This window comes from Qipengyuania sphaerica, assembly GCF_019711595.1.
Lineage (GTDB): Bacteria > Pseudomonadota > Alphaproteobacteria > Sphingomonadales > Sphingomonadaceae > Qipengyuania > Qipengyuania sphaerica.
In genome coordinates this window covers 413,039-426,806 of record NZ_JAIGNR010000003.1, presented here as the reverse complement: position 1 = coordinate 426,806, position 13,768 = coordinate 413,039, and the positions used below count along the sequence as shown (strand labels likewise).

At 63.5% G+C, this 13,768-nt stretch carries 9 protein-coding genes and 1 pseudogene; 2 read left to right on the top strand and 8 right to left on the bottom strand.

Translation table 11 applies throughout. The features are described from left to right. Positions 1-204 precede the first annotated feature (204 nt). The 3 genes and pseudogenes from K3178_RS11935 to K3178_RS11925 form a co-directional block, all read right to left on the bottom strand. Positions 205-836: pseudogene (locus K3178_RS11935) on the bottom strand (tyrosine-type recombinase/integrase). Positions 837-1,046: 210 nt separating this feature from the next. Continuing rightward, the gene (locus K3178_RS11930; RefSeq protein WP_221571637.1) at positions 1,047-1,352 is read right to left on the bottom strand and encodes a HigA family addiction module antitoxin; all 306 of its coding nucleotides are present in this window, start codon (positions 1,350-1,352) and stop codon (positions 1,047-1,049) included. A gap of 68 nt (positions 1,353-1,420) precedes the next feature. Next, complete coding sequence (locus tag K3178_RS11925; RefSeq protein WP_221571636.1) at positions 1,421-1,594, bottom strand: hypothetical protein; 174 nt, start codon at positions 1,592-1,594, stop codon at positions 1,421-1,423. Positions 1,595-2,130: 536 nt separating this feature from the next. Between K3178_RS11925 and K3178_RS11920 the strand changes: the two genes are divergently transcribed. Further along, positions 2,131-3,198, top strand: coding sequence for an AI-2E family transporter (locus tag K3178_RS11920; RefSeq protein ID WP_221571635.1), 1,068 nt, complete (start codon positions 2,131-2,133; stop codon positions 3,196-3,198). Here K3178_RS11920 and K3178_RS11915 read toward each other — a convergent pair. The 4 genes from K3178_RS11915 to mtnP all read right to left on the bottom strand — a co-directional run bounded on the left by K3178_RS11915 (position 3,195) and on the right by mtnP (position 9,345). Continuing rightward, positions 3,195-3,722: a hypothetical protein gene (locus tag K3178_RS11915; RefSeq protein WP_221571634.1), complete on the bottom strand. Its 528-nt coding sequence runs from the start codon at positions 3,720-3,722 to the stop codon at positions 3,195-3,197. The genes K3178_RS11920 and K3178_RS11915 overlap by 4 nt on opposite strands. Before the next feature lie 41 nt (positions 3,723-3,763). Then, positions 3,764-6,901 (bottom strand): bifunctional proline dehydrogenase/L-glutamate gamma-semialdehyde dehydrogenase PutA, encoded by a 3,138-nt coding sequence (gene putA, locus K3178_RS11910; RefSeq protein WP_221571633.1) that lies wholly within the window; start codon positions 6,899-6,901, stop codon positions 3,764-3,766. Between the two features lie 87 nt (positions 6,902-6,988). Continuing rightward, positions 6,989-8,476: a glycerol-3-phosphate dehydrogenase gene (gene glpD / locus K3178_RS11905; RefSeq protein ID WP_221571632.1), complete on the bottom strand. Its 1,488-nt coding sequence runs from the start codon at positions 8,474-8,476 to the stop codon at positions 6,989-6,991. After that, positions 8,473-9,345, bottom strand: coding sequence for an S-methyl-5'-thioadenosine phosphorylase (gene mtnP / locus K3178_RS11900; protein WP_221571631.1), 873 nt, complete (start codon positions 9,343-9,345; stop codon positions 8,473-8,475). The genes glpD and mtnP overlap by 4 nt, the downstream gene beginning before the upstream one ends. 224 nt (positions 9,346-9,569) lie before the next feature. Here mtnP and K3178_RS11895 point away from each other — a divergent pair, with 224 nt between their 5' ends. Next, positions 9,570-12,344, top strand: coding sequence for a phosphoenolpyruvate carboxylase (locus tag K3178_RS11895; RefSeq protein ID WP_221571673.1), 2,775 nt, complete (start codon positions 9,570-9,572; stop codon positions 12,342-12,344). Positions 12,345-12,350: 6 nt separating this feature from the next. On the opposite strand, the gene K3178_RS11890 is transcribed toward K3178_RS11895, so the two are convergent. Continuing rightward, on the bottom strand, positions 12,351-13,691 hold the full coding sequence (locus K3178_RS11890) for a bacteriophage N4 adsorption protein A (protein WP_221571630.1): 1,341 nt from the start codon (positions 13,689-13,691) through the stop codon (positions 12,351-12,353). Between the last annotated feature and the right edge of the window lie 77 nt (positions 13,692-13,768).

Sequence of the window (13,768 nt, the reverse complement as noted above, 5' to 3'; positions counted from 1 at the left end):
GAAATGGACGTGGACGGCGACGGCGTCGGCGATCTCTACATTCGCCTCGACGGGCAGATGGATCTCAGCGCAGGCGACTTCGTGCTTTAGCGTGCCCAGCATGGGTGGAACGCCGATGACCGCCTTTCACCCAAAATCGGACACTCATGACCTCATGATCGACTGGAAAGCGGCCCTTCCGCTTTGGGAAGGGCCGCCTCGACCTTATATTTCCGTTCGCTCAGCGAGCAGTAGGACATCTTCAATATCGACACCGAGATACCTGACAGTGTTCTCGATCTTTGAATGACCAAGCAATATCTGGATGGCTCTCAGGTTGCCCGTCGCCTTATAGATCATGGAAGCCTTTGTTCGCCGCATCGAGTGCGTTTCGTATTCCTCTCGGCGAAGTCCGTTGGCGGTGACCCATTCATCAACTAGCCGAGCATACTGACGGGTGCTTAGATGTCCGTTGCGGTCTATCCGGCTCGGGAAGGCATCATCATCAATAGTGCCGCCACGACGCTCGAACCACGCCATGAGGCTGGCTCGCACGTCACTGGTCAGTTCGAACTGAACCGGCCGGTGTGTCTTTTGCTGCATGATGGTCGCCGTCTTCGGATCTCACTGCCAGCAACCAGGTCGCCAATCTTGAGTTTGACCAAGTCACAGCCGCGCAGCTTGCTGTCGATGGCGAGATCGAACAGCGCTCGGTCCCTGATCCTCGCTTCGCGATCGAGAAAGAAGCGAACCGCCCAGATCTGCTTTTGAGACAAGGGCCGTTTGGTCCCTACTTTCTTCCCGGCGTTCCAAGGTGCTCGATCCTGCATCGCTGGATCATATTGTGAGTAGCCCATGGCATTTCTCCTCGGCCAGGGATTGGCCAGTTGAGAAACGCTATGGCCGCGATCTCACACCAATCTCATGGCGGCTTTCAGGCAGCGCAGAGGATGTGCTCAACGACCGAAATGAGGGCGCAAAGCGGACCAAATTATTCGCACTGATGCCAAATAGCCCAGTTTCATCAACTGGCCCTGATCGGCCAACGGCAGGCTCCAAGCCTTGCGCTATTTCGCTGGAGGTGGGACCCGACTGATGCTGAGCGACGATGCCTTTAGCTTTGCCTGCGTTAGATCGTGCCACAACTGCATTCGAATCAACGTCGCTGCCGATATCCCAAATGCCTTCTCGAAACGCATTGCCATCAATGGCGTGAGGCGAGCATTGCCGTTCATCACTCGGTTTAGGGCTGACCTAGTAACCTGTAGGTGATCAGCAGCACTCGTTACCGTCATCCCATAGGGTTTTATCACTTGATCGCGCAACCACGGCCCGGGATGGATTGCAAAGCTCTCGTGCAATTTTACCCTCATGAATAAAAACCTTTCTATCGATATCCGCGACCCTTGAACCGTCTCACCTTGCGCTGTCTGGCGCACATTCAGTTACGTTCGCGTTCTTCTCCAAGCAGGTATCGGGTATTCAAAGTTTCGGCGACCGCACCTTCGACGATCTCCTCGAGCGGAGTGACGATTGCGGATGTGTGGATGCACCTTCCATCGGCAAAGCGGTTCTTGCGATCGTTGGTCACGATCCCGACCAGAAGATGTGTCAAAAGGTGGATTGTCGATGCGAAGTTTGTGAAAGCACAGCTGCCCTTGAGACCCCGGAGCGAGGCGGTGCTATACCCCAAAGAAGCGTGCGCGCGATTAAAGATGCCGCAGTTCACCTTAAGTCAGCTTCATGGAATGGGGTTCATCGATTACGGAAGCACTATCGGCCCTTCTGGTCGTCGGACGACCGGCCCCACGATTGCCTCGATTGAAAATTTTGAACGGGAATTCATAACCGATCGAGAGTGCGCGACTTTCATCCCACAGGGCGTACGAACTGTGAGGGTCATACTTGGGAGAATGGGTGTTAGAAGCGTGACTGAGGCGGCTGGTAACATTAACGCTGTGTACTTTCGAGGCCAAGCGACAGATGCGTTGACTCTGTTCAACGAACATAATCCATAGTGTTGCATGATTTTTGGGTCCAACAGCTTGGAAGTGATATGATTATTGAGCCCGATTACAGCGTTTGTGCGTCCAAAACGGCCAATGCGTTCGGCCTTTTTGGTTCCGCTTAGAGCACGCGGGAGGGGCAGGTATGGAGCATATCGGCAAGACGCGCATCGAGCAGGGCGGCTTCCTGCTGTTCCTCGCGCTCGTCACGATTGCCGCGCTGGTCGTGGTGCTGCCCTTCCTCAACCCCCTGCTCTGGGCAAGCCTTGCGGCGATCATGTTCCAGCCCCTGTTCCGCTGGTTCGAAGATCGTCGCAGGGGCAAGCCGACGCAGGCCGCGCTACTGACGCTGCTGGTTATCTTCGTCGCTGTGATCCTGCCCGCGATGTGGATCGGCGGCACCGCGATCGATGAGGCTACGCGCCTGTTCCTCGCATTCCGCGACGGGCAGATCGACGTGGCGATGTACTTCGACCAGATTTTCGGCGCGCTTCCCGCCAGCATACAGGCCGCGCTAGACAGCGCGGGCTTCGGCGACCTCGGCGATGTACAGCAACGGGCGACTGCCTTCGTGCAGGCCTCGTTGGGTCTCATCGCGCAGCAGGCCATCGCTATTGGTGGAAGCATCTTCGGCTTCGTGCTCGCCTTCGCCATCGGGCTTTACGTTGCTTTTTTCCTGATCCGCGACGGGCGGCAAATCGTCGACACGCTCCTCCACGCGCTTCCGATGGAACGCGGCGTGGCGGACCGCCTTGCCGAGCGGTTCATCTCCATTGTCCGTGCGACCATAAAGGGGTCGGTGGTGGTCGGCCTCGTGCAGGGCGCGCTGGGCGCGATCACCTTCTGGATCGTCGGCATACCCTCGGTGATGCTGCTCGGCGTGGTGATGGCGATTGCATCGCTGCTCCCCGCGGTCGGCCCGGCCATCGTCTGGGTGCCGGCGGCACTCTACCTCTTCGCGACCGGAGCCATCTGGCAAGGCGTTGTAGTGGTGATATCGGGCGTGGCGGTCATCGGGATGATCGACAATATCCTGCGCCCCATCCTCGTCGGCCGCGACACGGGTATTCCGGACTGGCTGATCCTCGTGACCACGCTTGGCGGGATTGCGTTGATGGGCCTGTCCGGCATTGTGGTCGGGCCGCTGGTCGCGGGCCTGTTCATTGCCGGATGGAGCATCCTCGCCGAACAACGCGACGAGGCTGCGACCTAATTGATAGTGGCCGCCCCGAGTGCGGGGTTGAGCGCCGTGATGTGGTTGAGCCAGCTCCTCGGCTTCCTCAGCAGCTTCTCCGGATAGCTGATTTCCAGCCCCATGATCCGTCCGATCTCGCCCACGAAATGGATGCAGTTGCGGGTGTCGAGGTCGTAGTACTTGCCCGGCGCATTGCGCCATGCCTCGACCAGTTCGCGAACCTCGCGATACTGCTTGTCGGTCATCGTGAGCGTGAAGTGGCGGTTAGTCTTGGTGAGCCACTTTTCCTTCTCGGTCATCACGATATGTTCGACCGGGCCGCGCAGGACGGCAGGCGTCGCGCGCTTGGCGGAGAAACCGAAGTTCTCCTTCACCTTCGTCCCGTTTTCCAGCGTACCTTCCATGGAAACGAAGGTGTGCGGATAACGGCCAAGCAGCACCGAGCCGTTGAACGAATGAAAAGTGATATCGACCGCCGCAGCAGCCATCGTGCCCCAGCAGAGCGCGAACAGGACGGCGATGTGACGAAGGATGCGAACCATGGCCGGACCTTTAGCCGACCCGGCCATGAACTCGCAATGACCTAGCTTGCAAGCAGGGTCGCGTTGCCGCCTGCCGCCGTCGTATCGATGCAGACCACGCGCTCTGTCGCGAAGCGCTGGACGTAATGCGGACCGCCAGCCTTGGGGCCCGTCCCCGATAGGCCTTCGCCGCCGAAGGGCTGGCTTTCGACCACCGCCCCGATCTGGTTGCGGTTGACGTAGAAATTGCCGACCTTGGCGCGCGCCTCGACGAAGGCGCGCATGTCGTCGTTGCGGCTGTGGAGGCCGAGCGTCAGGCCGAAGCCGGTCGCGTTGATGTCCTCGATCACCTTGCCGATATCCGCCGCCTTGTACTTCACGACATGCAGGATCGGACCGAAGTTCTCACGCTTCAAATCGAGGATCGAATCGAGCTCGATGATCGTCGGCGCGACGAAGCAGCCCTTGGAGGAGCCGCGATGGAGCTTGCGCCGCCAGACCTGCGCGCCGCCGGTCTTGCGGCGGGCGACGTGGCGCTCGAGCGCAGCCTTGGCGTCGGGGTCGATGACCGGGCCGACATCGGTGATCAGCTCTTCCGGATTGCCGATTGTCAGCGCTTCGAAGCTGCCGCGGATCATCGCCAGCATGTCGTCGTAGACGTCTTCCTGGATATGAAGGACGCGCAGCGCCGAACAGCGCTGGCCCGCACTCTGGAAAGCACTGGCCACGACATCGCGCGTCACCTGTTCGGGCAGCGCGGTCGAATCGACGATCATCGCGTTCTGCCCGCCGGTCTCCGCGATCAGCGTGGCGATCGGCCCCTCGCGCGCGGCAAGGCTGCGGTTGATCGCCTGCGCCGTCTGGGTGGAGCCGGTGAAGGCGACGCCCGCAATGCGCGGATCGGACGTGATCATCTCGCCCACATCGCCCGCGCCGGGCAGCAGCTGGAAGACCTCTTCGGGGATGCCAGCCTGATGGCACAGCTCGACCGCCAGCGCGGCGATGAGCGGAGTCTGCTCGGCGGGCTTGGCGACGACCGTATTGCCGGCGGCAAGCGCTGCGGCGGGCGTGCCGATGAAGATGGCGAGCGGGAAGTTCCACGGGCTGATGCAGGCGAATACCCCGCGCCCGTTGAGGCTGAGGCGGTTTTCCTCGCCGGTCGGTCCGGGCAGTACAATCGGCTTGTCGAACAGGCGCCGTGCCTCGCCCGCGTAATAGCGCAGGAAATCGACCGCCTCGCGCAGTTCGAGCACCGCGTCCTGCAGCGTCTTGCCCGCCTCGCGCTGGCAGAGCGAAAGGAACTCGTCGGTATGCTCCTCGAACAGGTCGGCTGCTTCTTCTAGCAGCAGCGCGCGCTTCTCCCCGCCCAATGCATTCCAGCCGGGCTGGATTTCCTGCGCGCGGTGGATGGCGACCTCGACCTCGAATGAAAGCGCATCGCGGCGCGTGCCGACCTGCGCGGACAAGTCATGCGGCTTGTTGATCGGCGCGACTTCGCCATCGGCGCCCGAAATGATCGTCGGCTCGGCGCGCCACTGCTTGTCTTCCAGCCTTGCAAGTCGCTCCAGCAGCGGTTCGCGCACCAGCGGGTCGGACAGGTCGATCCCGGCCGAATTCTTCCGGTTCGGAAAGATGTCGGTCGGCAGCGGGATGGCCGGATTGCGATAGGGCTTCAGCGCCTTCATGTCGGCAATCGGACAGGTGGTGAGGTCTGCCACCGGCACATCCGCATCGGCCATGCGGTTGACGAAGCTGGAGTTCGCCCCGTTCTCGAGCAGGCGGCGCACGAGATAGGCGAGCAGGTCCTTATGCGTGCCGGTCGGCGCATAGATGCGCACCGGCGTCCTGCGGTTACCTTCGATCTGGGCGAGTGCGCCGTAAACGTCCTCGCCCATGCCGTGAAGGCGCTGGAATTCGAACGGCTTGGAACCGGCCAGCGCCTTCACAGCGCCGATCGTGTAGGCGTTGTGCGTGGCGAAGGCGGGATAGATCACGTCATCGCAGGCGAGCAGCTTCTCCGCACAGGCAAGATAGCTGACATCGGTGCCGAGCTTGCGCGTGAAGACCGGATAATCGGTGAAGCCGCCAACCTGGCTAAGCTTGATTTCCGTGTCCCAATACGCACCCTTTACCAGCCGGACGAAGAACTTGCGGTCGTATTTGCGGGCGAGGCGCGCGGTCCAGTCGCACATCGGAAGCCCGCGCTTTTGGTAGGCCTGGATGGCGAGGCCGAAGCCTTCCCATTGGCTGCCGTCAGGGCGGGTGAACAGGCTGTCGTCGCGTGCCAGCGCCTCGATGATGTCCATCGAAAGCTCGAGCCGGTCGGCTTCCTCGGCATCGATGGTGAAATGGATGTTTGCATCGCGCGCCTTGGTCATCAGGTGGCGCAGGACGGGCAGCAGGTCGGCCACGGCCTTGTCGGCATGGAAGAAGGTGTATTTCGGGTGCAGCGCGCTGAGCTTCACCGAGATACCCGGGCTGGTCGAAACCTTGCCCGATGCTTCGCGCACCAGCCGGTCGATCGCGCGCGCGTAGGCGGCGGCATAGCGCTCTGCGTCCTCATAGGTCATCGCGCCTTCGCCGAGCATGTCGAAACTGTGGGTCAGCCCCTTGGCGCGTTCGGGCGCGGCCCGCTTGACCGATTCGCTGATCGTGCGGCCATAGACGAACTGCCCGCCGAGGATGCGCATGGCCTGCAGGGTCGCCTTGCGGATGACCGGTTCGCCGAGCCGGTTGACCGCGCGCTTGAGGGTCTTGCCCATTCCCTTTTGCGCCTCTTCTGGGCGTTCGAGAACTTCGCCCGTCAGCATCAACGAGAAGGTCGCCGCGTTGACGAAGGTGGACGAGCTTTCGCCCATGTGTTCGGCCCAGTCGATATCGCCGATCTTGTCGCGGATCAGCGCATCGGCGGTCGCCGCATCGGGGACGCGCAACAGCGCCTCGGCGAGGCACATCAGCGCCACGCCCTCTTCGGTGGCGAGGCCGTATTGCTGCAGGAAAGCATCGATGCCCGAAGCTTTCTGGCGCCGCGCGCCGACAATCAGTTTCGATGCGATCTCGGCCGCCTGTGCGTGCTTCTCCGCCGCCCGGCTCGCCTGGTCCATCCGCTGCGCGACGCAGGCATTCTCCTCTGCGCGATAGGCTTCGCGCAAGGTCTGGCGGGAGATGGGTGAAAGGCGGACAGGATCGTGCAGGGCCATGCGACTCCGTAAGGGAAACGAGGGTTGGGCCCGCCACTTGGACCCGACCTCGCGCCCTTTCAAGCCTTGTGAATGCTGCGCCGTGCCTCAGCCGCGCCGGGCGAACCAGTGCGCCACGTTTTCCTGCGCATCCGGCTGCAGGTGCATGCCGAGCTTGCTGCGCCGCCACAGCACGTCTTCCGCTGTCCGGGCGAACTCGTGCTCGACGAGATATTCGAGCTCGGCCTCGAACAGGTCGCCCCCCATGAACTCGCCCAGTTCCTCGATCCGCGATGCCCTTGCCAGCAGCGTGTCGATCCGCGTGCCATAGGCCCTGCCGAGCCGCAGGAGCAGTTCGGGCGGCAACCAGATATACCTCTCGCCCGCATCCCACAGGAACCGCGCGAAATCGGCGTCTTCCATGTCGCCGCCCGGAAGCGGGGCCTTGGCCGTCCACGGCGCGCCCGGCACGGCGAGGTGTTTCGACAGCTTCTCCAGCGCATGTTCGGCGAGCTTGCGATAGGTGGTGATCTTGCCGCCATATACCGACAGGATCGGCGCACCTTCCTTCGCGTCGATTTCGAACACGTAATCGCGCGTGACGGTGGAATTGCTCTTGGCCTTGTCCTCGTAAAGCGGGCGGACACCGGCATAGGTGTGCACGATGTCCTCTTCGGTGACGCCGCTCTTGAGGTATTTGGTCGCCGCGCGGCGGAGGTAGCTCGATTCTTCCGCGGTGATGATGACCTCGTCGAGATCGCCTTCGTAGAGCATGTCGGTCGTCCCGATCAGCGTGAAGTCGCGCTCGTAGGGAATTGCAAAGACGATGCGCCCGTCTTCCTGCTGGAAGATATAGGCATGCTCCCCCGGATAGGCGCGCGGCACGATGATGTGGCTGCCCTTGACGAGCCGCAAGTGCGCCGGCGTGCCCTGCCCGAGCGCGATCTTTGCCACCCGGTCGACCCAGGGACCAGCCGCGTTGATGACCGCCTTCGCCGTCACCACCCGTTCGCCGCTTTCATCCTTCAGCGTGGCCAGCCAGTGGTCTTCGTGCCGCGCCAGCGCGATGCACTCGGTGCGCGTTGCGATCTTTGCCCCGCGCTCCTCGGCATCCTTTGCCGTGAGCACGACGAGGCGCGAATCCTCCACCCAGCAATCCGAATATTCGAAGCCGGTCTTGAGCCGGTTGCGCAGGATTGACCGGTGCGGGGCGATCCTGAGGTCGACCTTGCGCGATCCGGGCAGCCGCTTGCGCCCGCCCAGCCGGTCGTAGATCGCCAGCCCCGCGCGCAGCATCCACTTCGGGCGCATGCTCGGCTCGTGCGGCAGGATGAATCGCAGCGGCCAGATGATATGCGGTGCATTGGCAAGCAGGACCTCGCGTTCGCGCAAGCTCTCGCCGACCAGCCGGAACTCGAACTGTTCGAGATAGCGCAGCCCCCCGTGGACCAGCTTGGTGCTGGCAGAGGAGGTATGCGAGGCAAGGTCATCCTTTTCGACCAGCATGACGCGCATGCCGCGCCCTGCTGCATCGCGGGCGATCCCGGCGCCGTTGATCCCGCCGCCGATGACAAGGAGGTCGAGCGTCTCGGTCATCGCCCGCGGAACAGGCGCCCTGCGACAGCGTCGAGCTTTGTCATCAGCTCCTTGTCATGCTTGTTGGGCGCAGTGATCACCGCATCGTCGAGCGAGCGGTCGATCGGTGAGGGGGTGCGCTTCTTGGGCAGGGCCTTGCAGAATTTCTCGACCGTCCTGGTGGCGAGATCGGAGTTCTTGCCCATCTGCTCGATCACCTGGCCGACATCGACCGCATCCTCGCCTTCGCGCCAGCTGTCCCAGTCGGTGACCATGGCGAGCAGCGCGTAGGGCAGCTCGGCCTCGCGCGCGAGTTTCGCCTCGGGCATGGCGGTCATGCCGATGACTTCCGCACCCCAGTGGCGATAGAGGCGGCTTTCCGCGCGGGTGGAGAATTGCGGGCCCTCCATGGCGAGATAGGTCGCGCCCATGGTCACTTCGCCGCCCGCCTTCTCGACCGCCTTGGCGGCATATTTGGACAGGCGGTCGCACACCGGATCGCCCATCGAGACATGGGCGACGAAGCCGTTGTCGAAGAAGCTGGAGGGGCGGCCCTTGGTATTGTCGATGAACTGGTCGACCGCGACGAAGCGGCCCGGCGGCAGGTCTTCGGAAAGCGAGCCCACCGCGCTGATGGCAAGGATATCGGTGCAGCCGGCGCGCTTCAAGGCATCGATATTGGCGCGGCTATCCACCCGGCTCGGGATGATCGGATGTCCGCGCCCGTGCCGCGGCAGGAAGCGCACGCGCACATGGCCGATATTGCCGCACAGGATCTTGTCCGAAGGCTTGCCCCAAGGCGAAGTCACTTCGATCCACTGGCGGTCTTCCAGCGCCTCCATCGCATAGAGGCCCGAGCCCCCGATAATGCCGATGGTCCATTCGCTCATATACTTGCCCCTGTATGCCCCTTGCCGGCCATGCACCAAGGCTCTGACCGCAGGGTTGGCGTGACTGGTTAACGAGCCGGAAGGGGTGGAGAATTGCCGCGATTAAGTAAAGCTTGGACATCCGCAAACCTATTCATGCTGCATTGCACTGCGAATTGGCCTCACTTGCGGCACTTTCCGGCGCGGCTGTGCGTATGGGAAAGCGAAGGGGAAAATTGAACGACATGCCGGACCTGCAACCGCTGACATTCGCCACGCTCACGCACCGCTTGCGCGAGCTGCACAAGCGCACGCAGGAGACACCGCTGTTCAATCCCGTTTTCCAGCTGGCGCACGACCTGTCGCGCGAACTGGAGGCGGGCGAAGTCTCGCTGGAAGATTTCTCCAAGCTCATCGCCGAACTCGAAACGCGCTCGCTCGAAGCGCGGGCGGACCGGATGTGCAACCTGGTCACCCCGCAGGACACAAAGAAGCGGATGACAGGCTTTTGCCACAACGAGGGCGGCTTCGAAGCCTTTCGCGAACGCTGGTCGCATCCGCAGCTCCACGTCGTCTTCACCGCGCACCCGACCTTCCTGCTGACCCCGGCGCAGACCGATGTGGTGGCCGAGGCGGCAGGCGGCGGCGATGCGGTGGCGCCGGTCGAGGCGGTGCGTCCCGAAATCACGCTGCAATACGAACACGAGCGCGCAATGTCGGCGATGGCCAATGCGCAGGACGCGCGTGATGCGATCAATGCCAGCCTGTTCGAATGCGCGAGCGGGAAATGGCCCGAGCGCTGGCGCGAATTGGAACCGCTGCCGTTCCGTTTCGCCAGCTGGGTGGGCTACGACATGGACGGGCGCACCGATATCAAGTGGTACACCTCCATCGCCTTCCGCTTGTCCGAAAAGGCGCAGCGGCTGGAGCGCTATGCCGACCAGCTCGCCAAGCTCGATGCTGGCCACACGCTTCTCGACACGCTGCGCAAGGCTCAGGCGAGAACTGCTGCGAGCGCTGAAGAATTTGCCGGCGACCTGTCCGATCGCGCGGACCTTTCCGCCGCCGCCAACCGCCTGACGGGCGACAGCGAGGACAAGTTGCTCAGCCTTGCGCCCGTTATCTCCCAACTGGAAGAGGATGCGCTCAAGGCCGATCCCGAAAAGGCCGTTGCGCTCAAGACGCTCGCCGCCGCAATGCGCGCCGACGGGCTCGGCATGGGTCTCATCCATTTCCGCGTGAACGCCAAGCAACTGCACAACGCGATCCGCAGCCGCATCGAGGGCGGTGCCGATCTCGACCTCGGCAGCCAGGGCGCGCTGAACGCGCTGCGCGAGCTGGTGAAGAATGCCGAGCCGCTCTCGGCCAATTTCGCCTCGCTGGCAGTCGAGAGCAGCACCGCGGTGCGCCAGTTCCTCGCCATGGCGCAAATCCTCAAGCACGTGGATGCCGACGCGCCGATCCGCATGCTGGTGGCAGAATGCGAGCAGCCCGCAACGGTGCTCTCCGCGCTTTATTTCGCCAAGCTGTTCGGGATCGAGGACAAGGTCGACGTCTCGCCCCTCTTCGAGACCGAGACCGCGCTCGAACATGGCGGGCGCTTCCTCGATGCGCTGCTCAAGGAAGAAGCCTTCCAGGACTATGCGAGGAAGCGTGGACGCATCGCGATCCAGACCGGCTTTTCCGATGCGGGTCGTTTCGTCGGACAGATCCCGGCGAGCCTCGCCATCGAGCGCCTGCAGGGCCGCCTTGCCAATGCCATGGTGGCGAACGGCCTCACCGATGTCGCCGCGCTGGTGTTCAACACGCATGGCGAGGGCATGGGCCGCGGCGCGCATCCGGCGAGCTTCAAGGACCGGCTCGAATGGCCGATGAGCCCCTGGGCGCGCCGCCGTTTCGCACGCGCGGGCATCCAGCTCGAACCCGAAGCCAGCTTCCAGGGCGGCGACGGCTACCTGTTCTTCTCGACGCCCGACCTCGCCCGCGCGACGCTTTCGACCATTGCCGAGCTTGCGCCTGCCGATACCGATCCGGACGTGCCGACCGATCCCTTCTACCGGCGCACCGACCTGAGCCTCGATTTCTACCGTGCGGTGAAGGACCACCAGCAAGACCATCTCGAAAGCCGGACCTACAGCCGCGCGATCACCGCCTTCGGGCTGGGCCTCTTGAATTCCACCGGCAGCCGCGTCTCGCGCCGCCAGTCGGACCTCAATGCCGATCGCGAGATGAGCCTGCGCCAGATACGCGCCATTCCGCACAACGCCATCCTGCAGCAGCTGGGCTACCCGGTGAACATCATCGCCGGCGTCGGCAGCGCGGCGGAGAGCAATTACGAAGATATCGCCGAACTCCTGCGTGAAAGCCCGCGGGGCCGCCAGATCATGCGGCTGGTGCGCGCGTCGAACGCGCTCGCCAGCATCAAGACGGTGGCCGCCTATGGCGAACTGTTCAATTCGGCCTATTGGGCGAGCCGACCCTATCGCGGCACCGAGGACAATCTGGCCCGCGCCTGCGAGACGCTGGCCGAATATCTCATCACCGACGACCGCAACGGCGTCTTCCGTCGCCTCGCCTCGCGCCTGCGCGTCGATGCGCTGAAGCTGCACCGCTTGTTCGAACTCGTGCCCAATGAGGAGCCGCATCCCGACCGCGAGCAGGTCCGCCGCACGATCGGCGTGCTGCAATCGCTACGCCTGGCGCTGCTCCAGCACATGTTCCTGAAAGCCGTGTCGGTCCCGGCCTTCAGCCGCGCCAACGACATCAGCCGCCGCGACGTGCTGGAAATGGTCTTTACCCTGCGCATCGACGAAGCGCTCGCGCAGATGCGCCGCGCCTTTCCCGCGAGCTATCCCGAAACGGGCGACTTCGCGATGGACGAAAGCGCGCAATACCCCCGTCAGGGCGGCGACAATTACGATGCCATCCGCGCCAACTACATCGATCCGATCGAGGAAGCGCATGGCCTCAACCTGCGCATCAGCACCGCGATCGCCAACCTCTTCGGCGCGCACGGCTGAGGCGGGTCAGCGCCCGAAGGTGATACTGGCGAGCACTCCGCTCGCGCTTTCGTCGCCTGCAATCCGTTCGCGTGCCTGCAGGTCGAAATCGATGAATCCGCGCGGTGCGGTGGTCGCGTCGCCGCCAAACCAGTGGCGCAGGTTCACGCCCGCACCGCCGCCCAGCGAAGCATCGGTCACCCGCCCCGTATCGAGACCCGCGCGCGCCACGGCGTAAGGCGTGATCGTCGTCTCCCCGCCAAGCGCGAAAGCGCGGCCGTAGCGGCCCTCCGCAATGCCGAAAGTCACGTCGTTGTCCAACAGGTAGGAGATGTCGCCATAGGCGTGCAGATAGGTCCAGTTGCGGCGCCCGACTTCCGGTTCCAGGCCCTCGCCAGCCGAGATGGCAACGCGCACCGACCAGTCTTCGATACCCTGATCGTCGAACCCCACCAACCGGCTTGCTTCGAGATTGAGATTGAGTGCAGCGAGCGGCTTGTAGCGCAGGCCCACCCAGCCTTGCGTGGCATTGCCCAAGACGCGGTCCTCGCCAAGGAATTCGGAATGGAAGACGCGCGCGAACAGGCTGCAAGGCCGCCCGCCCTGCCAGCCGCCGATCCGGCGCGAGAGCTCCGCACCCAATTGCATCACCTCGGCATCGCCCTGCGGCACGAGACCGTCCGGCCGCCCTGACGAGGAATAGCTGGCTTGCGACAGGAAGGCCCAGTCGCGGGTCAGCTCGCGCACCTCGCGGCGGATGTTCTCGCGCTGCGCATCGGAGAGCGGCGATGGCTCCGCCCCGTCCAGCGCCAGTCCCGCTTCGAAAAACTCCGCCGCCCGTTGGTCGAGACCGCGCCGCTTGGCGCTGTAGGCTGCATCGAGAGCGCTCTGCCGGGTAAAGTCCCCGTGGAGCGGCTCGTTCGACAGGATGTCCTGCGCCGCCCGGTCATCGTCCGCGGCAATCGTCACCATCGCCCAATCGAGCGAATGGCGCGCATCGAGCAAATCATCGGCAATGGCGGATCGGACCACTGCCTGCGCCTCTGCCCGCAAATCTGCCGCGACGAACTGCAGCACCTGCGCCCGGAGGAAATAGCTGCGCCTGGTGTGATCGGTTTCGAACTCCGCCGCGCGGCCGAATGCCGCCGCCGCGTCACGCGGGCGGTTGAGCTTGGCTCGCGATTCGGCGAGCAGCGCCCACCAGACCGGGTTCGCAGGGTCCTTCGACAGCGCTGCTTCCGCGCCCATTTCTGCCGCGACATAGCGCCCAGCGGCATAATCCGCGAAAGGATCGTCCGCCGTCTCCTGCGCCAGCGCTGCTCCGGCACACGAAATCCACACCGCCACGCCCAACCCAATTGCGCGCATTCACAACCCCCCAGGCCCTGATGCGGGCATGGTTGGCGCAAGGCAGCGCGCGATGCAACTGCTTGATTTGTTAGATA

What these genes read in the sequence shown, in the direction of transcription:
- K3178_RS11930 (WP_221571637.1), bottom strand. Translation starts at nt 1,352, where the DNA reads ATGAGGGTAAAATTGCACGAGAGCTTTGCAATCCATCCCGGGCCGTGG.
- K3178_RS11920 (WP_221571635.1), top strand. Translation starts at nt 2,131, where the DNA reads ATGGAGCATATCGGCAAGACGCGCATCGAGCAGGGCGGCTTCCTGCTG.
- mtnP (WP_221571631.1), bottom strand. Translation starts at nt 9,345, where the DNA reads ATGAGCGAATGGACCATCGGCATTATCGGGGGCTCGGGCCTCTATGCG.
- K3178_RS11895 (WP_221571673.1), top strand. Translation starts at nt 9,570, where the DNA reads ATGCCGGACCTGCAACCGCTGACATTCGCCACGCTCACGCACCGCTTG.
- K3178_RS11915 (WP_221571634.1), bottom strand. Translation starts at nt 3,722, where the DNA reads ATGGTTCGCATCCTTCGTCACATCGCCGTCCTGTTCGCGCTCTGCTGG.
- putA (WP_221571633.1), bottom strand. Translation starts at nt 6,901, where the DNA reads ATGGCCCTGCACGATCCTGTCCGCCTTTCACCCATCTCCCGCCAGACC.
- glpD (WP_221571632.1), bottom strand. Translation starts at nt 8,476, where the DNA reads ATGACCGAGACGCTCGACCTCCTTGTCATCGGCGGCGGGATCAACGGC.
- K3178_RS11890 (WP_221571630.1), bottom strand. Translation starts at nt 13,691, where the DNA reads ATGCGCGCAATTGGGTTGGGCGTGGCGGTGTGGATTTCGTGTGCCGGA.